Here is a 20,270-nt window from a genome sequence, read left to right on the forward strand (position 1 = left end):
CAATTAACTTATGAATATTATCGACGACCTGAAATTACAATACAAAATGGGAGGAATAGTGACTCAGCTACTCTTTTGGAATGTCGCTTTGTTTGTGCTTCCGTGGTTGTTTTTTGCACTTTTATCCGTGTTGAGTGTCCATATTGATTATGTTCAATATGTGAGTTTGTCGTCTAATCCGTTGGATTTGCTCTGGAAACCATGGTCGTTGCTTTCGTATGCTTTTTTTCACAGCGGCATCATGCATATTGTTTTTAATATGATTGTTTTGAATTTTTCAGGCAGATTGTTTATGACGTTTTTTACCTCCAAACAGTTGTTGGGCTTGTATCTTCTGAGTGCCATTTTTGCGGGGATATGTTATATTCTGGTGTTTTATGTTTTAAATATCAATGCGCCAATGGTAGGGGCTTCAGCTGCTATCATGGGTATTTTAGTAGCTGTTACAACTTATTATCCGTTGATGAGCGTACAGCTTTTGATTATTGGAAATGTCAAATTATGGCATATAACCGCTGTAATTATTATTATTGATTTGATGCAGCTGCGTTCCGAAAATATGGGTGGACATATTTCTCACCTTTCCGGAGCTCTTTTTGGTTTTATTTTTATTAAATTGCTTCAAAATGGAACGGATTTAAGTACAGTTGTATCTCGTAGTTTAGATTTTTTTACAAATTTGTTTCGTAAAAAACCTACTACACCGTTCAAAAAAGTACACAAAAATTACCGTAAACCTGTTGAAAAAACGGCTTCAAAAATAATTGAAAAAGATAAAGCACAGCAACAGATTGATGAGATTTTAGATAAAATCAGCCAGTCCGGTTACGATAGTTTGACTAAAGAAGAGAAAGAGTTCTTGTTTAAAGTAGGTAAATAAGCTTTTTAAAGTGGTTAACATTTTTGTTTAAATAATAAAATATAGAAAAAAATGAAAAATCTTTCATGGTTTAATAAAGGAATGTTTTTTTTGAACATAGTCCTTACCCTTGTGACTTTTACTGCCTATGTTTTGCCTTTTCTAGCCCCTAAATCGTTTCCTTTTTTGTCAGTTTTGACACTTTTTATGCCTCTTTTTTTTATATTAAACGGTTTGTTTTTTATGTATTGGGCCATACAATTCAAAAAACAGTTGATTGTATCGGGTTTAGTATTATTGATTGGCATTACTTTTATAAATAAATTCTATAAGTTTTCAGCACCGGAAGTAATTAAAGAAGAAAAAGATTTTACTATAATGAGCTACAATGTGCGCTTGCTAAATGTTTTTAAGTGGATTGATAGAGATGATGTGCCCTCAGATATTTTAAACTTTATAAATGATAAGAATCCAGATATAGTGTGTATTCAGGAATTTTCATCTTCGGGTAATATTGATTTAAAGGTATATCCACATCGTTATATTTTTATGAATGGTGATAAAATTAAAACAGGACAAGCAATATTTTCAAAATTTCCAATCCTTAATCAAGGGAAAATAACGTTTCCAAACTCCAGTAATAATGTGATTTTTGCTGATATAAAAAAAGGAAAGGACATTATCAGAGTCTATAACATGCATTTACAATCTATCAAGATTTCTCCCGACGTAGATGAAATTGATGAAAATATTGAGGTCATTGATCAACAAAAATCGCAAATGCTTTTTATCAGAATTAGCAAAGCGTTCAAACAACAGCAACAGCAAGCAGAGATTTTTAAGGAACACAAAATGAAATGTACTTACCCTACAATTATTTGCGGAGATATGAATAATAGTGCGTTTTCTTATGTGTACCGTAACATAAAGGGCAACATGAAAGACAGTTTTGAAGAAGCCGGAACCGGTTTTGGAGAGACGTATAAATTCAGGTATTACCCGGCCAGAATTGATTATATTTTTGCCGATGAGAAAATGTCAGTAAAGAAATTTGAAAACTTTCCTCGATTTATAAACTCGGATCATTTTCCTATTATGGCACGATTGTCTTATGAGTAGCAAGTAGAAAAATGCTTTATTTGATAATCAATTCTTGTTTTTTTAAATAATCCATCGCGTATTTTCCTTCATTAAACAGCAAATCCAGAACACTCAAATTGTTGATAAAACCATGTTTGTCATCAAAAACCTGTGTGTAGTTTTCAAATATCGAAACGTCTTTTTTTCCGTTGACCAAAGCTCTTAAGTCGGTAATTGTCTCGATATCAATCTCATGAAAGTATTCCGTGGTTGTAGTATAATCCAGTTTTATTCGGAAACATTTGGATAGAAGGGCTACAATTTCAAAATTTAAATCCAATAAAAATAGTTGTTTTTTTTCAAAAATGGGACGAATGTCATCTTCAAAATATTCAAAAAAAGGAGAACTTCTGTAGGCGGCTTCCAATGATTTGAAATGTTGTTTTTGCCAGTCAAAGTCGGTTTCGATTTTGATGTCTTTAGTTTTTTGATGACTTTCTTTTGAATGCTTCACGGGAATATTCAACAGCTGAATCCCATTGGGACTATAAATATAAGCGCGGTTGCGATTGGTTTGTTTCTGAAAATTATCGGCAACCTCAAAGGTGATGCTCTCCGATTGTACCATGGCAGCAAAATTGCTAATCGAGGGGAAGTAAGTTGGGTGTATGAGAATATTCATATTTGTCTAAAGTTTTTAAAGTTATAATGTCCAAAGTCATAAAGTTAGATTAGATTCTAACTTGATGACTTTCGACCTTGAAACTTTGGACTAATTTTTTGCCTCTTTTCTTTTTTTCCAAAAATATTCTCCTACGAAGAAAATAACGAGTCCTAACAGGAATAATTTAAAATACGACTGCGGTTGCCCTTCACCGCTAACCGTTGTGAAAACCCTGTCCCAGCGTACTTTTTCTAATCCTTTGCCGTTAGGATCGATACTGAGCCATATAAATATAGGTTTTCCTACAATGTGATTTTCGGGTACAAATCCCCAATAACGACTGTCTTCAGAGTTATGACGGTTGTCTCCCATCATCCAGTAATAATTTTGTTTGAAGGTGTATGTTTTTACAACGGCACCGTTTAATCTGATTTCGTTTCCTGTAACCTTTAGATCATTTTTTTTACCATCCTCATTCATTTCATAATCAGTAATGATTGCTTTGTAGAAAGGCAGCGTTTCTGTGCTTAACGCAACCGTTTTTCCTTTTTCCGGAATGTAAATCGGGCCAAAATTATCACGATTCCATTTATTGATATGCGGGAAGATTGTGTTGTCCGCATCCTTTGCTATCTGTCTGATTACAGCCGTGATACCTGGTGTGTTTTTTAATCGTTCTGCACCTGCTTCAGTCAAGGCACTCAGAAAAAGGGTGTCTCTTTTCGTTTGATCTATAAATCCAGCAGGATCCGTCACATCTAAATCCTTAAATATTGATTCAAAATCGATAGGTGTTTTTCCGTCCAGAGCTACTTTATAAGAGAACTGTGGTTTAGCTCTTTCGGGCATTTGCAAGAGTTTGCCATCAATATAAATCATGCCATCCTTTATGGACAAGCTGTCTCCGGGTATTCCCAGACATCTTTTTACATAATTCGATTTCTTATCAACGGGCTTGTAGGCACGTCTTTTTGAAGTATCAAAAAATCTATAAACGGTATCTACCGGCCAGTTGAACACAACAATATCCGTACGATCAATATTCTGAATGCCGGGCAGTCTCATGTACGGTAATTGTGGCCAGATGAGGTATGATTTACTTTTTGTCAAAGGAATAGAGTCGTGTACCATTGGGAATGCTACTGTGGTCATGGGAACTCTTGCACCATAATTCATTTTACTTACAAATAGAAAATCACCGACTAATAAGGATTTTTCTAAGGAGGAGGTAGGGATGGTATACGGTTGAATGAAATAGGTATGAACAACTGTGGCTACAATTACAGCAAAAAGCAAGGAGCTAATAGTGTCTGCCGTTTTGTTTTCAGGACTAAGGCTTCTGTCAGCATTATAATTTAATTTTTGGGTATAATTAATGTAGTATATATATAATCCAAAAGTAATTATTCCCAGAAAAGTATCTAATCCGGATCGTTTTCCAAAACTGCGTAGCGTTTCTACCCAGATTACCGGAAATACAATGAGATTGATGATTGGAATAAATAGCAATACAGTCCACCAAGTGGGACGTCCTATTATTTTCATTAAAACAATTGCATTGTAAACAGGAATAGCGGCTTCCCAACGTTTTCTGCCGGCGCTCTCATACAGTTTCCAAGTTCCTAGAAAGTGAATAATCTGGACTAGCAGAAAAAATACAAACCATTGATATACTGACATAGTTTTTTGTTTTAAGTTTGAGAATTAAGATTGTTTCGCTAGAAATGTACTCAAACAGGTGAATAATTTTATTTTAATTCTAATACATCTTTCATTGTGAAAACGCCTTGCTTTCCTACAATCCATTCAGCGGCAATGACTGCCCCAAGCGCAAATCCTTCACGATTGTGCGCGGTGTGCTTCATTTCGATTGCATCCACAGCAGAATTGTAATTAACGGTATGCGTGCCAGGTATTGTACCAATTCTTTTGGCTTTTATAGGAATTTGTTTTTCCAGTTCGTTTGGGCTCAAGTGATTTGCTTCCGGTTTTTCTAAGGTCCAGTTGGTGTAAGAACTATTTGCAAGTATTCCGTTGGCCAATGAAATAGCAGTTCCGCTAGGTGCATCCAGTTTTTGGGTATGATGAATTTCTTCAATCGCTACTTTGTACGTGTCAAATTTCGACATGATTTTAGCCAGATATTCATTGAGTTCAAAGAAAATATTTACTCCTAAACTAAAGTTAGAACTGGAAATAAAAGCGCCTTTTTTTTGATTACAAAGTGCCACCATCTCCTCATACTGTTCCAGCCATCCTGTGGTTCCTGAAATAACGGGCACATTGGCCTGGAAACAACTGGAAATATTGCTCACTGCAGCAGTTGGAACACTGAAATCAATTGCCACATCAGCTGCTGAAAGTCCATCAAAAGTGTTCTTTTCCTCTTTTTTCAAAACGATTTCATGCCCTCTTTCCAGTGCAATCCGTTCAATTACCTGACCCATTTTTCCGTATCCTAAAAGCGCAATTTTCATTTTTTATTTTTTTTTTGAATAGTGTACAATTCCTATTAGTAGTAATCCTATTAAAAGACCGGCGATAAAACCAGAAAAGAAATCATTCATTCGGATCGAATCAAACGCTTTAATTTCTGAATAATTCACTAAGGTGAGCAGCAGTAAAACGGTAGTGAGGATAAAAAAATATTTCTTTCCTATTTTAGTAACTAATAACATAAGCAGCGGTTCTTTTTTTTGTATTTAAGCTTTCCGGTTTTGTGTCTAAAACTGATAATTAAATGTTAGTCCTACATTCGTCTTAAATGTTACATTATCTGGATAAAGAACGGGTCTTACGGATAAGTTTTCATCAACATTAAATTGTAATAAAGCTGCATCTACATTCGCATCAAGAATATTCAGGGCGTAAAAGGCAATTGTTATCAAAGCGGACAAATCACGATTTCGCTGGTAAAATTTTTGGCCAGCAATTAATCGATTGTTGTCTAAGAATGCTAAATCGTCAGTGGTGTAGCCTTCTAGGCGACTTTTATAGGCGTCTCTGTATTGGTGGTATTTTTTATTACTGTCGATGTAAAAGTAAAGACTGGTTCCTATGGCGCCATAAACCAGCGGTATTTTCCAGTATTTTTTATTGTAAGCCTGGCCTAATCCTGGTAAAATTGCAGAAAAAAAAGCAGCTTTTGCTGGGGTCAACGGATCAATGTCATTTGATTTCAAAGTGTCTTTTGCCACCAAAACCGCCTCTGTTCCCGTTTGGGAAAAAACAGTGTGATTTCCTAAAGTGAAAAGGAGCAGACTTATGAAAATGATTTTATGCACTATTCGTTTATTAGTTTAATGATTCTTTTGAAGTCTTCTTCAGAGTGAAATGGAATTGTGATTTTTCCTTTACCATTTCCGGCTACTTTCACATCGACTTTAGTTCCAAAATAATTTGTAAAAACGCTCTTTTGAGTATCTGCAATTTCAAAGGAGGCCGTTTTTGGTTTTCCGGCGACTTTAGGTTTTAAACTTTCCTGATAGTTTTTTACCAAAGCTTCCGTATCACGAACCGATAGATTTTGACTGACAATTTTTTGATAAATATCAGTTTGAATATCCTGGTCTTCAATATTGATTATCGCACGACCGTGACCCATACTGATAAAACCATCTCGAATTCCGGTTTGGATTATAGGATCCAGTTTCAAAAGCCTCAAATAATTAGCAATAGTAGAGCGTTTTTTCCCTACTCGCTCACTCATTTGTTCCTGAGTCAGTTGAATCTCATCGATCAAACGTTGGTAGGATAAGGCAATCTCAATAGGATCTAAATCGTGGCGCTGAATATTTTCGACTAAGGCCATCACCAGCGATTCGTTGTCATTTGCAATCCGAATGTACGCAGGAACAGTAGTCAATCCCACAAGGGTAGAGGCACGAAGACGGCGTTCTCCTGAAATCAATTGGTATTTATTGAAATCTAGTTTTCTAACAGTGATTGGTTGAATAACACCTAATTCCTTGATAGAAGTTGCTAATTCCCGCAATGATTCCTCATTGAAATTGCTTCTGGGCTGGAACGGATTTATTTCAATAGCTTCAATATCAAGCTCAATAATGTTTCCTACAACTTTATCGGCATTTTTATCATTTACGGATTTTATATCGTTTTCCGGATCTTTCAATAACGCGGATAATCCTCTTCCCAGGGCTTGTTTTTTTAGTGCTTTTGCCATAAAACTATTTGCTGTTTTTCTTTATAACTTCTTGAGCTAGATGCAGGTAATTGGTAGCTCCTTTGCTTGTTGCATCGTAGTTTATTATGCTTTCGCCAAAACTAGGCGCTTCACTCAATTTGACATTTCTTTGAATAATAGTATCAAAAACCATGTCGTTAAAATGTTTCTGAACCTCTTCAACCACTTGGTTTGACAAACGCAAACGGGAGTCAAACATGGTCAATAATAATCCTTCGATATCTAAATCCGGATTGTGAATTTTTTGGATACTTTTTATGGTATTCAGTAATTTCCCTAGTCCTTCTAATGCAAAATATTCACACTGAATAGGAATAATTACGGAGTCAGCGGCCGTCAACGCATTTAAGGTAAGTAATCCCAATGATGGCGCACAATCTATGATAATATAGTCGTAATCGTCTTTGATACTTTCTAATGCTAGTTTAAGCATATATTCTCTATTCTCCTTATCGACTAATTCAATTTCAATAGCAACAAGATCAATATGCGATGGAATCACATCCACGTTTATAGCAGAACATTTTATGATGGCCTCTTTTGGTGTGTGACTGTGTTCTAAAATTTGATACGTACCTATTTCTACGGATTCCACGTCAATACCCAATCCGGAGGACGCATTAGCCTGAGGATCAGCATCAATAAGTAATACTTTTTTTTCTAAAACACCCAATGAAGCAGCAAGATTAACTGACGTAGTAGTTTTGCCAACCCCTCCTTTTTGATTAGCAATCGCGATGATTTTGCCCATTTATTTTTCTAAATTTTGAACCGTAAAAATACAATTATTTATGGTTTCTAAAAATCTATTTTGTTAACATTTGTTAATGCTTGATTAGTCGCTATTTGACCATTCCTGTTTTGAAAACGAATTTCATTTTATGGGAGCTATTTCAGCTGTGCACTACAATCCCGATTGTTCGGGACTTGAGTTGCAATGTGGGCTAGGGGAAGTTGTGGATTCATTCTGCTTTGAAAAAATATTTTTATTTAGATTTTTATATTGATTTTCCAAATAAATAATTTTAGTTCTTAATTTCAGCAATAGTTTTGCTAAAGCAAAAAATAATGCTATCTTTGCACCCGCTTACGGGGTGTAGCGTAGCTCGGTTATCGCGCCTGCTTTGGGAGCAGGAGGCCGCAGGTTCGAATCCTGCCACCCCGACAAAAGCCGAACAAGTGTGTTCGGCTTTTTTTATTTTATAAATATGTACATTGTATACATAATTCAGAGTGAAATTACTTTTAAATATTATGTTGGTCAAACGGACCATCTTACAAATAGATTATACCGGCATAATTCTGGATTTAGTTTGTCTACAAAATCTGGGAAACCATGGTGTTTGATTTATGAAGTTGAACTTCCAACACGATCAGAGGCAATGATTTTAGAGCATAAAATAAAAAAAAGAGGAGCGAAAAGATACTTGGTAGATGTAGGTTTCTTTAAATAAATAGTTAGTGGCTCGGATATAGCGTCCCGCAATGGCGGGAAGACCGCAGGTTCGAATCCTGCCACCCCGACAAAAGCCGAACAAGTGTGTTCGGCTTTTTTTATTTTATAAATATGTACATTGTATACATAATTCAGAGTGAAATTACTTTTAAATATTATGTTGGTCAAACGGACCATCTTACAAATAGATTATACCGGCATAATTCTGGATTTAGTTTGTCTACAAAATCTGGGAAACCATGGTGTTTGATTTATGAAGTTGAACTTCCAACACGATCAGAGGCAATGATTTTAGAGCATAAAATAAAAAAAAGAGGAGCGAAAAGATACTTGGTAGATGTAGGTTTCTTTAAATAAATAGTTAGTGGCTCGGATATAGCGTCCCGCAATGGCGGGAAGGCCGCAGGTTCGAATCCTGCCACCCCGACAAAAATCCATTCTGTCTCAACAGAATGGATTTTTTTATTAAAGCATAACAAAAACTGATACTTCCAGTTCTTTATTCCAGCAATAATATCTTATTTTTGCACTGTTAAATCCAAAAAAAACATCACTATGTCTGATACAATCGAAAAAATTAAATGTCTTATTATAGGTTCTGGTCCAGCAGGGTATACTGCCGCTATTTATGCTGCTAGAGCAAATATGAATCCTATTTTATACCAAGGAATGCAACCGGGTGGCCAACTAACGACTACTAACGAAGTAGAAAATTGGCCTGGTAATCCTGAAGGAATAACGGGTCCGGAGATGATGGTAGGATTGCAAGCACAAGCGCAACGTTTTGGTACGGATGTACGTGATGGTTGGGCTACAAAAGTAGATTTTTCAGGAGATATTCATAAAGTTTGGATCAATGATACAATAGAATTGCATTGCGAAACAGTAATTATTTCTACCGGGGCAACCGCTAAATATTTAGGCATGCCATCTGAACAACACTATTTAAAGATGGGTGGCGGAGTTTCGGCATGTGCCGTCTGTGATGGATTTTTCTATAGAAATCAAGAAGTAGTAATCGTGGGTGCAGGAGATTCAGCTTGCGAGGAAGCACACTATTTATCTAAACTTTGTAAAAAAGTAACCATGTTGGTGCGAAGCGAAAAATTCAGAGCATCGAAAATCATGGAAGAGCGCGTTCGCAAAACAGAGAATATCACCATATTGATGAATCATGATACTGTTGAAGTGTTAGGAGATGAGCAGGTTGTTACCGGAGTAAAAGCTTTAAATAAAACAACTAATGAAGTTTTTGATATTCCTGCCACTGGTTTCTTCGTAGCTATTGGTCACAAACCAAATACAGATATCTTCAAAGATTTCATTTCATTAGATGAAACGGGTTATATTATCAACACTCCCGGAACTTCAAAAACGAATGTGGAAGGCGTTTTTGTGGCAGGTGATGCCGCGGATCATGTGTATCGTCAAGCAATAACTGCAGCCGGAACAGGTTGTATGGCCGCTCTTGATGCCGAAAGATATTTGGCCGCTAAATAATCATAGTTAGGAAAGTTAATATTGAAAAAGTCCCATTTGCCATAGCAAGTGGGACTTTTTGTATAACATCAATCCGGTTTTTCTCACTCTCTTTTGGAGAGGGTTGGGGAGAGGATTATTTCAATTTTTTCGCCAATTGAGCTTCATCAGCAAATTTTCGTATTTCTATTGTTGGGCTACCCAGAAGTTGAATTTCAGATTTGCCAGCGGCATCAATAATTACCGCCGTCTCCACAAATAAGCTGCAGTTGGAATAACTTTCAGTTATTATGTCCGCATTTTTTGTATTGAATTTATTTCCGGTGAATGAGGCATTGTTATCCAGTCGAATCCGCATATTTGTGGCATTTCCTTCTAGGGTTGCAGCTGATTTTTGGTACAAATCTACCTTCAAATCAATTGTGGTAACTAAGGCTTTAAGTGTTGCATTTTTGCTTAATTCGACAGTACTGTTTTCAGATTTTAAATTGAGTTCTGTTTTTGATTTGTCATCTGCCTGAAGTAAGAAATCCGTTGCGTTGACATTCACGAATAATTTGGAGGCATCATAGGCTTTTAGTGTAATGGTGTTTAACAAAAGCTCCTGTATCGCATTGACGGTCGATTCATCTTTGGCGGTAATGAGGTTTAATTCATTGGTATAGGTCACTCTTACAATCATTTTTTTATAGTTAACAGCTGATTTTGTTGTATAAATACGCAAGGTGTTGTCTCTTAAATCCAAAGAAATAATACCGTGTAAGTTATCATCAGCCTCAATTTTTAGGGCTGTTTTTTCTCCTCTTTCCAGATGGACTTCTAGATTGTCTTCGACCAGCAGCGCTTCAAAATTGCCGACTTCTCTTTGCTCAACAGTCACTGTTTTTGATCCTTTTATTTTTTCTTTTTTCTGAGCAAATAGCAATGTAGTTGATACAAGCAGCAGGAGTATAACAGTATATTTTTTCATGGTCATTTAAATTAGTGTCTACACAAATATAAAAAAATCATCCACTTGTGATGGATGATTTCTTTATATTTTAACAAAAGTATATCTTATTCTTGGCTGATGCTCCCGCCTGAACTGGTATTTTTCTGAATCGATTTTGGCTGTATGTCGTACGTGATGTTTCCTCCGCTGGATGCCTGAGCATTTAAGCTAACGATAGGATGAACGCTAATGGACGCACCGCTGGAAACATCGGCACTAACTTCATTTGCTAATAATTTATCAGCGTTGATTTCACTACCACTTGATGCAGTTGTTTTAATCTGTAGCGCTTTCCCATTAATCGTAATGGTACTTCCGCTACTGGTGTCACAAGTAATATTGTCAGATTCGATGCTTAAATCTATCGATGCTGCACTCGAAGTATTCAATCGGATGTTCTCCCCTTTCAGGGTGTTTTTGCTCGTGATAGTCGAGCCGCTTGTTGCTTCTAATTCATCAATAACAGGCATTTTTACTGTCACTTTTTTTGATTTCATGTTGATGAAAGAATTTTTATCACACGAAATAACAAGTGTTCCATTTTCTACTTTGGTAGTGATGTGTTTTTGTAAATTATCATCTGCTTGAACAATTATTTCAATTTTATCAGATTGTTCTATAACGACATCTATGGCATTGTTAACCTCTATGCTTTTGAAAGCACCTTCAACAAGCCGCTTTTCTGTGGTGATATTTCCGCTTCCTTCTATTGCATTGAAATTAATGGAGTGGTTGCACGAACCGAATAACAAGGCTGTTAGGGCAACCAGAATGAACTTTGTAATTAAGGTGATGATTTTCAACATGACTAATTCGTTTTAATGATGATCCCGTCTTTATTTATTTTCAATCCTTTATTGGTTTTGTTTGATTTTAGGGTGTCTTTCTCTACAGTAACTCCATTGTTATTTATGGTAACCGTAACATCCGTGCTATCGTCTCGAGCGGTGCTATATACATCATTATACTCGTTTTCATCAGCGGGACAATTTAAACATTTTATTTGAGAATTTTCTACTTTGTAAATGTAATTATCTGAACTGTAGTGTAAATTGAAAAATTCATCATCAGATCTGTCGTAATTTTGTACAGAGGCATCTGGTTTTAATAACGTTCCTTCAGGTACAAATACTGTTATTTCTATTTCTTGATCTCTGTATTTATTTTTTAAATCAGTAAGTAAATAGTTGTCTAAAATCAATTGATTGCCTATTATTTTATAACCGTATTTAATTTGTTCGGCTCTTCGTTTTGCCTCTGATAACGATTTTCCTCTTGCTTCTTTTTCAATCTGAATATAAGGCAGTTTCTCCTCTGTTTTTTCGATTTTAAAACTAACTTCATTCGAATAAATAATATCTGTTCCGGTAGAATCTTGTGTTACCATGAAATCATTACGGTCTTCCACATTTTTAGCAAAATAATCATTGTGTTTGAATTTAATTAAAAGGGTATCATTTGGATTTAAATTAAGGGTTTCTTTCTTAACCACTCTCCCATCTACGGCAAATGCACTGGCCTGTTTTATTCCAATTGATATTGCTAATGCTACTGCAATTAGCCATAATGCAAACAGCGTATATTTTGCAATATTTCCAATAGACTTCATGTTTGGGGCCAATAGCTTGAACCCTAATAATGCTAAGAAGAAGAACGGGATTCCAACAGCAAAGAACATTAACAATCCAAAAGCCCATATTGGATAATCTGTAAAATTACCTGCTTCTATAAAACCTTGCCAAGGAAAATCAATAAAAATTCCGGAACCTAATGTGAAAATACCTATTAACAAAAAAAACAGTATTGTTATTCCTGTAATAATCAAAATTACCCCTAAAAATTTCGCGAAAATTTTAAAAATAGTCATGATAAAGTCGCTAAAAGAGCTTCCAATTTTCCCGACACCTGTTTTTATCTGGTTGCCATACTTGTCGTAATCCACACTTTTTATTTTGTCTGAAACATTTTCAAATTCTTCTCTAACTTTTTTTTCAATGTTAGAAATCGTAACCGGTTCCCCAGTCATTTCCAGTTTTTCAGTGGTAGTAATCGCTTCCGGAGTTACAATCCAAAGAATGATGTAGGCGAGAATTCCAGTTCCAAATCCAGCAAAAACCAATAAGATAAGAACGATTCTGATCCACACGGCATCTACGCCAAAATAATGCCCTAATCCTGCGGCTACTCCGCCAATCATCCCTTTTTCTTTGTCGCGATATAGTTTTTTAGTTCGTCTATTTGAGTGGTCACTAAAACTTTGAGAACCCTTCAAGTCATCTTCAATGATGTAATCTTCCGGTTGTCCCATTACGGCGATAACGGCATCTACATCTTTCAAACCAATAACGTATTTGTCTGTTTTTTGTTTGTCATTTAATAATTCCGAAACACGCATTTCAATATCCTTGATGATTTCATCATGTCCAGACGAATTGGATATAGAACGTTTTATAGCATCAAAATAGCGCGTCAATTTTTGGTATGCATCTTCATCGATGTGAAAGAACATTCCGCCTAGGTTTATATTTACAGTTTTGTTCATGACTATTGTTTTTGGTTGGTTATTAGGTTTACGGCATCGGACAATTCCGTCCAGGTACCATTCAATTCGTTTAAAAAAGTTTGTCCAATTTCGGTCAAGCCATAATATTTTCTTGGAGGTCCTGAAGTGGATTCTTCCCAACGGTAGTTGAGCAATCCATCGTTTTTTAATCGCGTCAGCAGTGGATAAATGGTTCCCTCCACGACTAATAATTTTGCGTTTTTTAATGTGTCCAATATTTCCGATGTGTAGGCTTCTTTTTCTTTTAAAACGGATAGGATGCAAAACTCGAGAACACCTTTACGCATCTGGGCTTTTGTGTTTTCAATGTTCATAATTTCTTTTTTTGATTTTAGTGTTGATTAAACGGTTCATTTTTTGATTGCCGTGCCAGTTCTCCTTTCTGGCTCGGGTGATGATTTGTCATTGCGAGGAACGAAGCAATCTCGTATTGCATGATTCTCTTTTTATTTTTTCGGAGCTTATTCCTGCTTTCCACTTTATCTTTACTTGCTTAAAGAAAGCAAGTAAAGGATGTCGTTTCAATCAGGGCTAGTTTGTTCGCTCTATGTATTACGTCTGTTCTCTTTTAATCTGACTGCTTCCTTATTTAAGGAACGGAATCGTTATTGGATATTTGTATTTTTCTCCGTTTGATGTTTTAATCGAGGCATAAATAATCAAGAAGAATTCAGCCACTTTCAAAAGTCCGAAAATCAGAACGCAAATTAATCCAACCGTTAATAGTGCAATGTTGTCTTCAAGGTTGAAATTCGAAAGTGTAATGTCGTTATGATGTATCAATGATTCGAAAGAAACATTTTTGAAAGCCGAAATAAGAAATGAAGGAATTGCAATCATAATCAGCACCAAAGAGTAGATCAATAAACTCAATTGAAAATTCAACACTTGTTTTCCGTGGTGATCCACAAATTCAGATTCCTCTTTCTTGGTTGTCCAAAGAATTATTGGAAAAATATAATTTCCAAAAGGAATGAAATACTGCGTTAAAGTACTTAAATGCGTAAATGTCGCGATGTTTTTTTCAGTTGTTGTTTCCATGATTAAAAGTATATAGTAATTTCTTATGCAAATATATATCTAAAAGATAGTATCTTGTTACGCATAGTACCAAAATTTAACACAACATTAACAAACAATTTTTGTATGTACGCATAGTATTTTTTTGTAATTTAGCAAAAAACCTAGCGGTAATAAACGCGCCTAAATTCAAAATCCAAAGAATAATACAGAATGGCGACACTCTATTCCCATAAAAAAAAACAGTAGCTACCTATGAAACTTACAGCCTCTAAACTTAATAAATTTTTGTTTTTCAAATTACCTTCGGCATTTATCTGTGGCGTACGCGTAAAAACCATAGATGAGAACCAATGTATAGTTTCTGTAAAACACCGTTGGATAAACCAAAATCCATTTAACTCGATGTATTTTGCCGTGCAAGCCATGGCTGCAGAGCTTGCCACGGGTGCTTTAGTAATGTTTCAAATTCAAAAAAGCGGCAAAAAAATCTCGATGCTTGTTGCGAATAACAAAGGAAATTTTACCAAGAAAGCTACCGGTAGAATCACTTTTACCTGTAATGACGGCCATTTAATAGAAAAGGCGATTCAAGAAACCATTGCTACAGGAGACGGACAAACGTTTTGGATGAAATCCATTGGAACCGATGAAAAAGGAATTCAAGTATCCGAAATGGATTTTGAATGGAGTGTGAGGGCCAAATAAATAAATCTTTTTTAAACACTTATTCACAATCGAATCTCTTTCGTGAAGTGACCATTAAGCAGAATTAGAATTTTTGGTTTAAATAGGTTACTTTTTTTGTGAAATTAGAGTACTGTTTTTTGGCTTTATCTAATAGTTCAAAACCCAGAATAAATTTGAACCCCGGAATGTGTATTTAGCTTTTGATCTGAATGAATTGAATACCCGTAGGCGTTTTAATGCGGGCGTTTATTAAATTGATAGGTACCCCGTTTTTAATTGTATATCAGCGCTATCAAGATTAATAATACAATCTAAAATCGAGTAGCTGACAAAGGGCAAAGTGCTTTTCATGTAATTCGGTAACAATATCTACAACATTATCTTGCTCTTCAAATAAGCTAAAAAAAGCTTTGTCTATGGCACAGCTTGTTAATGTATTGGATGGTGCTCCATATCCGGAAACGGCACGTGCTCCAGTGATATCTAAAAAGTATTGTGCTTCTTCCGGGCTTAAGTCCAATACCTTTGCATTTGCAAAATGTAAAATTTTTCCTTTCATTTTTCCTTCAAAAAGCTCGGCTATTTCCTCTAAACTATAGTAATAGTCATTGAGACAAATGGTGTTTCTTTCGCCTGGCATCACTAAGTAGATTATTTCATAATTTTTAAAATTATGGTCGTCATAAAGCAATGCATTTAAGCTTTCTTCTAACCCCTCAATGGTATCACAGGTTTTGTAAATACTGGTTATACCTTGTTCAAAAGCCAATTGCTCTAAGTTTTTAATCACTTCAGTTGTGGTGGTAATTTCTGTATTAGGAACGGCTTCCAGGCAGAAAATAAAGGTATCAGAATCCATTAAATTCTGGGTGTTCGGATGGTTCATTAGTTACGAATTATTTATTGGTTCCAATAATTGTTAAAACGAGGTGCTTTAGTCTATTTTGTTTATAGCTTCTAAAAAATTTGTGATTGTTATTTGCTCAATGTTGTGGGCACAGTTTACAAAACTGCTTTCGATAGCGGATTTTCAATCCGTACCCGTAAATAATATCAAAATAATTCTAATAAAACCACTTCTAATTCACTCTCTAAACTGGCATAATTTCTTGCTGAATCATTCTCTTTTTGGGCTCGGATTGCAAATCCGCCCTATCGTTGTCCGAAAATTAAATATCCGAGTGATTAGGATTAAAAAGTATTCTCATTACATTATTTAAGTTAATGATAAGCTACCGTTTAGAGTTATTTTATCAGCATTAATGACCCCATAGTTTCTATACCATCAAACAAATTTTGAAGTCGAATGTTTTCATTTTCTGCATGCTGGTTGTTGTCATGATTCGCTATTGGAACGGAAATGGTGTTTGTTTTTAGATATTTTTCAAATAAATATAACGGTAGACTTCCTCCCATAGTTGGTTGCAGTACAACTTGGTCTTTTGTTGTGGCTTCAACTGCAGAAATCACCTTTTTGACAATTGCTAAGTCCATGGAGGTGCGTTGCGCATTTATTCCATTTTTATCACGGATGACTTTTATAATTTTAGGGTACAAATTTCTTTCTTCATCTGTAGGTTCGTTGCTTGTGACGAAGTAGCCTTGTTTTATTATATGATCAATTACTTTTTGTTGTTGTCTTTCCCAGTCGTTCCCTAATACTAACCTCAGGTCTATAACAGCGGTAGCAGTAGTTGGAATTTGATTTGAGGCCATTTTGCCTACGTTACCACTTTGCATACCATTTATGTTTAAAGAGGGCAGGTTGATCGATTCGCTTAATGTTTTATCTCGCATTTCAGCACTATTTATACCAAGCTCAGTTTTCATCTGTTCGTCAACAGAAGGAACTGTCAATAATGCTTTATTCTCTGATAGTGTTAATGGTATTACATCATCATAAAACCCCTTTATCGTCACGCGACCATTGTTATCTTTCATTGATGCTAACAGCTGTGCTAGCATCATCGCTGGGTTTGGAGCCCAATTACCATAATGTCCGCTATGTAATGGTCTTTTTGAGGCATATACCGTAAAGTAAAGGTTTGCATCTCCTCTAACACCAAAATAAATTTGCTTTTTCCCAGACTGATGTACCGGTCCGTCGCATATTATCCATAAATCGGATTGTAAAAGGGCTTTGTTCTCTTGTAGGATTTCATCTAGGTGTGTTGAGCCCTTTTCCTCTTCTCCTTCAAAAAAGAATTTAAGATTGTAACTCGGTTTTAAGCCGCTTTTATTAATGGCGTCGTAAGCATTTATAATAGCATCAACTCCTGCTTTGTCATCGGAAGCACTTCTGGCATATATTCTCCATTCGTTATTGTATTTTCCATCTAAAGGGAAAGGAATGTTACTGCCATTTTTATCAATAGCTGCCGTATATAACTTTGGGATAAAAGGACTCAGATTTTGATTCCATTGTTCAGGATTTACAGGTTGGCCGTCGTAATGGGCATAGAAAATCAAAGTTGTCTTTGCACCCGGTATAAGAACTTCACCGTAAACGGCTGGCGGAATATTTTTAGTTTTTCCATGTAATAACTGCACATTTTTGATACCTTTTCGATTCATCATTGACATGATGAAATCAGCATTTTTACGAAGGCTTAATGGCTCTGATGCTACGTTAGGGATACTTAAAAATTCTGAGAATTCAGTAATAATTTCGTTTGCGTTCTTTTGTGTGTATTTTTTTATTTTTAAACTTTCTACTGATTGTGCGTTAACTAGTTGTATAGTCAAAATCAAGAGTGGAATAATTAGATTAAGCTTTGTCATATAAAATAGGATTAGTTAAGTATTTAGAATATTAATTTTGCGGGCGGCTGCTACCAAATATATATAAATTTTTCCTGCTTTTGGGTTCCTATAACCAGGATAGGCGGATTTGTAATCCGTGCTCGTAAATAATATCAAAATAATTCTAATAAAACCACTTCTAATTCACTCTCTAAACTAGTATAATTTCTTGCTGAATCATTCTCTTTATGGGCACGGATTGCAGATCCGTCCGAAGGGTCTGGATTCTCCCGTAATAAGGGGATGGGATGGACTGTGTAAAACGAGTTTCATTGTTAGTGCCACGCCACATAACTCTAACTGTTGAAAGAAGGACTAATTTATTTCATTTATTCTCGTTTTTAGCAACATCTTGTTCCAACTTGAATTGGTGGACATTTCACACTTCCGTAACTACAATATACGCAACAATCTCCTTCTAATGGTCGCAATATTGTTTTACAATTTTTACACTCGTAGAAAAATTCACAAGCATTTGTCGGCATCATTTCGTCTTTTTTGTATCCACATTTCGGACATATGATTGTCGATTTCAATTCAACAGTTTTTCCTTCATATATTCCACAAGTTTTACAATTTCCGTATATTTTATTTTGATAATAATTTCCAATTGTTGCGATAAAAAGTCCAAACATTCCTGCATACATTAAATAAGTTGAATTTTCAGATTTACTCAAATAATATCCGGAAAATATAATTATTCCGCTCGAAATTGCAATTAATAATGGATAGAAGTATTTATGTTTTCTATACGAAATATATATTCCGATAATTGAAATCAAAACCATTATTTGAAAAATCCACATTGTCCAACCTCCGAATAATTCTAAACTTCCAAGCCCAAGTGCTGATGCTCCAAATGCAAAAAGAGGAAAACAACAAGGTGAGAAAATTGCAGTTAGAAAAAGTCCAAATGTTCCAAGTTTGTCAATATTATTTATAAGTTTAAATTTCATTTTTTTTATTTTCTTTTTTTTGACTTTTCTTTCGGTTTCTCTTTCGCGCAAGTCTTAGTGCCAAGGTCAGTTGTTTTTCCGATGGGTCTGGATAAAAACCTCCAAGCGAACTGTATTTTTGTAGTCACTGAGTGAATATAAGTAAGTCGAAAGTTTAAAAGTCGTAAAGTCAAAAGAATTAACTTTAAGTAAAACAGCTTTAAATCAGATTTTTACATGATTTTATCCTGATTTTAAAATACGACATTATACCATAGTTATTACTTATGTGATTTAAACTACACTAAAAATTCTTTTTTTTAAAACGGACTGTTTATTCATGAAATAAAATAAGTCACACAAAGTATTAAAAAATAACGACCAGCCCATTCTATATTATTTCAACAAACATCTTATGTTGTTATAGCTTTATACTTTGTAGCGATTTTTTGTTATTTGCTTAATGTTGTGGGCACAGTTTACAAAACTGCGCTAACTATTGTGGCATATCAGCGCTATCGGGTGCACGGATTGCAAATCCGCCCTATCGTTGTCCGAAAATTAAATATCCGAGGGATTAATATAATCGTTGTCCGAAAAAATCAGATGTCCGAGCGATCGGGGTAGCTGTTTTTTTTATTTATTTTCAATTTCCGTTACTATAGTTTTCGCCCAAATATCGCCTAAACGTTGGTTTCTGTCGGTGTTTTTAATTGTTATTATTCCAATTAGACCAAATGGGAACATATCAATTGGGTCCATTAAATGTCTTTTTATTGATTGGCTCAAACTCAATTCTCCGTTATTTTTGGTTAAAGATTTAGGTTTTAAGCTAACAATAGAATTTCCAAGAGTTGCTCCTAAAAATACTTCAGGAAGCACAATTATCGCAAACCAAAAAATAATTGGAACTAATCCTAATATTCCTGTAACCGAATATCCGCCTTCGTCATTCGGTTTTCCAAATGAGTAAACAAAAGCAAAGAAAAAACCATATACTAATGCATAATCAATAAATCCTGCAATAAATCTTTTCACTAAATTCGGCTTAGTAATATTTTCTCCCATTATTTTTTCAATATTAATTCAATCGATAATTTATCAACTTTTAAAAGTTCTAATATTCTTTCAGCTTTCAATTTGTCATTTTTTAAAGCTTTTTCAAATTCTTTGTCTAAACCGCAAACATAAAGTCTTTCATTGACCGTCATTCCGCCAATATTTTCCACAAAAATAATTTTATTCTCAATTTCTTTTTCAGTCATATTTTCGGATTCTGTGGTAAAATTGCTACCAACGTCAGTTCGTCTAAAAACCTCTAAACGAACTGTATTTTGTTATTCATTGAGTAAATATATGTTATTTAAACTACAATTAAAATTCGTTCTGGTAAAACTCGCTTTATGATTAATAAAATAAAACAGTCCGTAAAAAGGGTTATATATTGCTCTTAGAGTCCCAAAATATAAAGCCAGTATTCTTAGATACTGTGTGAGTAGATTGTGATCAATCAGGTTGAAGATTCGG

At 35.1% G+C, this 20,270-nt stretch carries 23 protein-coding genes, 1 tRNA gene and 1 pseudogene; 7 read left to right on the top strand and 18 right to left on the bottom strand.

Features of this window, described 5'->3' with window-relative positions; all coding sequences use genetic code 11:
• Window positions 1-10: 10 nt before the first annotated feature.
• Window positions 11-880 carry a rhomboid family protein gene (locus EKL97_RS10015; protein ID WP_126562329.1) on the top strand — a complete coding sequence of 290 codons (870 nt, stop codon included), beginning with the start codon at window positions 11-13 and terminating at the stop codon, window positions 878-880.
• Between the two features lie 51 nt (window positions 881-931).
• Complete coding sequence (locus EKL97_RS10020; RefSeq protein WP_126562332.1) at window positions 932-1,978, top strand: endonuclease/exonuclease/phosphatase family protein; 1,047 nt, start codon at window positions 932-934, stop codon at window positions 1,976-1,978.
• 16 nt (window positions 1,979-1,994) lie between these two features.
• Here EKL97_RS10020 and EKL97_RS10025 read toward each other — a convergent pair whose 3' ends face one another.
• The 7 genes from EKL97_RS10025 to EKL97_RS10055 form a co-directional block, all read right to left on the bottom strand.
• The gene (locus EKL97_RS10025) at window positions 1,995-2,621 is read right to left on the bottom strand and encodes a WbqC family protein (protein WP_126562333.1); all 627 of its coding nucleotides are present in this window, start codon (window positions 2,619-2,621) and stop codon (window positions 1,995-1,997) included.
• Between the two features lie 90 nt (window positions 2,622-2,711).
• Window positions 2,712-4,283 carry a signal peptidase I gene (gene lepB, locus EKL97_RS10030; protein WP_126568765.1) on the bottom strand — a complete coding sequence of 524 codons (1,572 nt, stop codon included), beginning with the start codon at window positions 4,281-4,283 and terminating at the stop codon, window positions 2,712-2,714.
• A 68-nt stretch (window positions 4,284-4,351) separates the two neighbouring features.
• Complete coding sequence (dapB, locus tag EKL97_RS10035) at window positions 4,352-5,080, bottom strand: 4-hydroxy-tetrahydrodipicolinate reductase (protein WP_126453644.1); 729 nt, start codon at window positions 5,078-5,080, stop codon at window positions 4,352-4,354.
• Window positions 5,081-5,083: 3 nt separating this feature from the next.
• On the bottom strand, window positions 5,084-5,281 hold the full coding sequence (locus EKL97_RS10040; RefSeq protein WP_126568766.1) for a hypothetical protein: 198 nt from the start codon (window positions 5,279-5,281) through the stop codon (window positions 5,084-5,086).
• 45 nt (window positions 5,282-5,326) lie between these two features.
• The gene (locus EKL97_RS10045; RefSeq protein WP_126461437.1) at window positions 5,327-5,887 is read right to left on the bottom strand and encodes a DUF5683 domain-containing protein; all 561 of its coding nucleotides are present in this window, start codon (window positions 5,885-5,887) and stop codon (window positions 5,327-5,329) included.
• A complete protein-coding gene (locus EKL97_RS10050) occupies window positions 5,887-6,786 on the bottom strand; it encodes a ParB/RepB/Spo0J family partition protein (protein ID WP_126453647.1) in 900 nt (299 codons plus the stop codon). The genes EKL97_RS10045 and EKL97_RS10050 overlap by 1 nt, the downstream gene beginning before the upstream one ends.
• A gap of 4 nt (window positions 6,787-6,790) precedes the next feature.
• Window positions 6,791-7,558, bottom strand: coding sequence for a ParA family protein (locus EKL97_RS10055; protein ID WP_126453649.1), 768 nt, complete (start codon window positions 7,556-7,558; stop codon window positions 6,791-6,793).
• 339 nt (window positions 7,559-7,897) lie between these two features.
• Here EKL97_RS10055 and EKL97_RS10060 point away from each other — a divergent pair.
• The 4 genes from EKL97_RS10060 (at window position 7,898) to trxB (ending at window position 9,763) form a co-directional block, all read left to right on the top strand.
• A tRNA-Pro gene (locus EKL97_RS10060) sits at window positions 7,898-7,972 on the top strand.
• Window positions 7,973-8,015: 43 nt separating this feature from the next.
• Window positions 8,016-8,261, top strand: a complete 246-nt coding sequence (locus EKL97_RS10065; protein WP_126461428.1) for a GIY-YIG nuclease family protein — start codon at window positions 8,016-8,018, stop codon at window positions 8,259-8,261.
• A gap of 113 nt (window positions 8,262-8,374) precedes the next feature.
• Window positions 8,375-8,620, top strand: a complete 246-nt coding sequence (locus tag EKL97_RS10070; RefSeq protein ID WP_126461428.1) for a GIY-YIG nuclease family protein — start codon at window positions 8,375-8,377, stop codon at window positions 8,618-8,620.
• A 198-nt stretch (window positions 8,621-8,818) separates the two neighbouring features.
• Complete coding sequence (trxB, locus tag EKL97_RS10075) at window positions 8,819-9,763, top strand: thioredoxin-disulfide reductase (protein ID WP_126456237.1); 945 nt, start codon at window positions 8,819-8,821, stop codon at window positions 9,761-9,763.
• A gap of 115 nt (window positions 9,764-9,878) precedes the next feature.
• Here the strand turns inward: trxB and EKL97_RS10080 are convergent, their stop codons facing one another.
• The 5 genes from EKL97_RS10080 to EKL97_RS10100 all read right to left on the bottom strand — a co-directional run bounded on the left by EKL97_RS10080 (window position 9,879) and on the right by EKL97_RS10100 (window position 14,337).
• Entirely contained in the window at window positions 9,879-10,712 is an 834-nt protein-coding gene (locus EKL97_RS10080; RefSeq protein WP_126568767.1) for a GIN domain-containing protein, read from the bottom strand.
• 86 nt (window positions 10,713-10,798) lie between these two features.
• A complete protein-coding gene (locus tag EKL97_RS10085; RefSeq protein WP_126456241.1) occupies window positions 10,799-11,539 on the bottom strand; it encodes a head GIN domain-containing protein in 741 nt (246 codons plus the stop codon).
• A 2-nt stretch (window positions 11,540-11,541) separates the two neighbouring features.
• Window positions 11,542-13,275 (bottom strand): PspC domain-containing protein, encoded by a 1,734-nt coding sequence (locus EKL97_RS10090; RefSeq protein ID WP_126568768.1) that lies wholly within the window; start codon window positions 13,273-13,275, stop codon window positions 11,542-11,544.
• A gap of 2 nt (window positions 13,276-13,277) precedes the next feature.
• Window positions 13,278-13,610 carry a PadR family transcriptional regulator gene (locus EKL97_RS10095; RefSeq protein ID WP_126456245.1) on the bottom strand — a complete coding sequence of 111 codons (333 nt, stop codon included), beginning with the start codon at window positions 13,608-13,610 and terminating at the stop codon, window positions 13,278-13,280.
• Window positions 13,611-13,881: 271 nt separating this feature from the next.
• A complete protein-coding gene (locus tag EKL97_RS10100) occupies window positions 13,882-14,337 on the bottom strand; it encodes a DUF4870 domain-containing protein (protein WP_126456247.1) in 456 nt (151 codons plus the stop codon).
• Window positions 14,338-14,571: 234 nt separating this feature from the next.
• On the opposite strand from EKL97_RS10100, the gene EKL97_RS10105 reads away from it, so the two are divergent.
• The gene (locus EKL97_RS10105) at window positions 14,572-15,024 is read left to right on the top strand and encodes a DUF4442 domain-containing protein (RefSeq protein ID WP_126461413.1); all 453 of its coding nucleotides are present in this window, start codon (window positions 14,572-14,574) and stop codon (window positions 15,022-15,024) included.
• Between the two features lie 280 nt (window positions 15,025-15,304).
• On the opposite strand, the gene EKL97_RS10110 is transcribed toward EKL97_RS10105, so the two are convergent.
• The 6 genes and pseudogenes from EKL97_RS10110 to EKL97_RS10130 form a co-directional block, all read right to left on the bottom strand.
• Entirely contained in the window at window positions 15,305-15,865 is a 561-nt protein-coding gene (locus EKL97_RS10110; RefSeq protein ID WP_126461601.1) for a DUF6642 family protein, read from the bottom strand.
• 386 nt (window positions 15,866-16,251) lie between these two features.
• Entirely contained in the window at window positions 16,252-17,787 is a 1,536-nt protein-coding gene (locus EKL97_RS10115) for a M20/M25/M40 family metallo-hydrolase (protein ID WP_126461410.1), read from the bottom strand.
• Between the two features lie 362 nt (window positions 17,788-18,149).
• Window positions 18,150-18,368: a GDCCVxC domain-containing (seleno)protein gene (locus EKL97_RS15865; protein WP_231507379.1), complete on the bottom strand. Its 219-nt coding sequence runs from the start codon at window positions 18,366-18,368 to the stop codon at window positions 18,150-18,152.
• Between the two features lie 51 nt (window positions 18,369-18,419).
• A pseudogene (locus EKL97_RS15870) lies at window positions 18,420-18,764 on the bottom strand (MerC domain-containing protein); the annotation flags it as partial.
• 615 nt (window positions 18,765-19,379) lie between these two features.
• Window positions 19,380-19,811 (bottom strand): RDD family protein, encoded by a 432-nt coding sequence (locus EKL97_RS10125; protein WP_126568770.1) that lies wholly within the window; start codon window positions 19,809-19,811, stop codon window positions 19,380-19,382.
• Complete coding sequence (locus EKL97_RS10130) at window positions 19,811-20,008, bottom strand: hypothetical protein (RefSeq protein ID WP_126568771.1); 198 nt, start codon at window positions 20,006-20,008, stop codon at window positions 19,811-19,813. Before EKL97_RS10130 ends, EKL97_RS10125 begins: the two co-directional genes overlap by 1 nt.
• Window positions 20,009-20,270 lie beyond the last annotated feature (262 nt).

The organism is Flavobacterium sp. LS1P28 (assembly GCF_003970335.1).
GTDB lineage: Bacteria > Bacteroidota > Bacteroidia > Flavobacteriales > Flavobacteriaceae > Flavobacterium.

Excerpts from the sequence above, each read along its gene's own strand:
- EKL97_RS10015 (WP_126562329.1), top strand. The coding sequence starts at position 11 with ATGAATATTATCGACGACCTGAAATTACAATACAAAATGGGAGGAATA.
- EKL97_RS10020 (WP_126562332.1), top strand. The coding sequence starts at position 932 with ATGAAAAATCTTTCATGGTTTAATAAAGGAATGTTTTTTTTGAACATA.
- EKL97_RS10025 (WP_126562333.1), bottom strand. The coding sequence starts at position 2,621 with ATGAATATTCTCATACACCCAACTTACTTCCCCTCGATTAGCAATTTT.
- lepB (WP_126568765.1), bottom strand. The coding sequence starts at position 4,283 with ATGTCAGTATATCAATGGTTTGTATTTTTTCTGCTAGTCCAGATTATT.
- dapB (WP_126453644.1), bottom strand. The coding sequence starts at position 5,080 with ATGAAAATTGCGCTTTTAGGATACGGAAAAATGGGTCAGGTAATTGAA.
- EKL97_RS10040 (WP_126568766.1), bottom strand. The coding sequence starts at position 5,281 with ATGTTATTAGTTACTAAAATAGGAAAGAAATATTTTTTTATCCTCACT.
- EKL97_RS10050 (WP_126453647.1), bottom strand. The coding sequence starts at position 6,786 with ATGGCAAAAGCACTAAAAAAACAAGCCCTGGGAAGAGGATTATCCGCG.
- EKL97_RS10055 (WP_126453649.1), bottom strand. The coding sequence starts at position 7,558 with ATGGGCAAAATCATCGCGATTGCTAATCAAAAAGGAGGGGTTGGCAAA.
- EKL97_RS10065 (WP_126461428.1), top strand. The coding sequence starts at position 8,016 with ATGTACATTGTATACATAATTCAGAGTGAAATTACTTTTAAATATTAT.
- EKL97_RS10070 (WP_126461428.1), top strand. The coding sequence starts at position 8,375 with ATGTACATTGTATACATAATTCAGAGTGAAATTACTTTTAAATATTAT.
- trxB (WP_126456237.1), top strand. The coding sequence starts at position 8,819 with ATGTCTGATACAATCGAAAAAATTAAATGTCTTATTATAGGTTCTGGT.
- EKL97_RS10080 (WP_126568767.1), bottom strand. The coding sequence starts at position 10,712 with ATGAAAAAATATACTGTTATACTCCTGCTGCTTGTATCAACTACATTG.
- EKL97_RS10085 (WP_126456241.1), bottom strand. The coding sequence starts at position 11,539 with ATGTTGAAAATCATCACCTTAATTACAAAGTTCATTCTGGTTGCCCTA.
- EKL97_RS10090 (WP_126568768.1), bottom strand. The coding sequence starts at position 13,275 with ATGAACAAAACTGTAAATATAAACCTAGGCGGAATGTTCTTTCACATC.
- EKL97_RS10095 (WP_126456245.1), bottom strand. The coding sequence starts at position 13,610 with ATGAACATTGAAAACACAAAAGCCCAGATGCGTAAAGGTGTTCTCGAG.
- EKL97_RS10100 (WP_126456247.1), bottom strand. The coding sequence starts at position 14,337 with ATGGAAACAACAACTGAAAAAAACATCGCGACATTTACGCATTTAAGT.
- EKL97_RS10105 (WP_126461413.1), top strand. The coding sequence starts at position 14,572 with ATGAAACTTACAGCCTCTAAACTTAATAAATTTTTGTTTTTCAAATTA.
- EKL97_RS10110 (WP_126461601.1), bottom strand. The coding sequence starts at position 15,865 with ATGGATTCTGATACCTTTATTTTCTGCCTGGAAGCCGTTCCTAATACA.
- EKL97_RS10115 (WP_126461410.1), bottom strand. The coding sequence starts at position 17,787 with ATGACAAAGCTTAATCTAATTATTCCACTCTTGATTTTGACTATACAA.
- EKL97_RS10125 (WP_126568770.1), bottom strand. The coding sequence starts at position 19,811 with ATGGGAGAAAATATTACTAAGCCGAATTTAGTGAAAAGATTTATTGCA.
- EKL97_RS10130 (WP_126568771.1), bottom strand. The coding sequence starts at position 20,008 with ATGACTGAAAAAGAAATTGAGAATAAAATTATTTTTGTGGAAAATATT.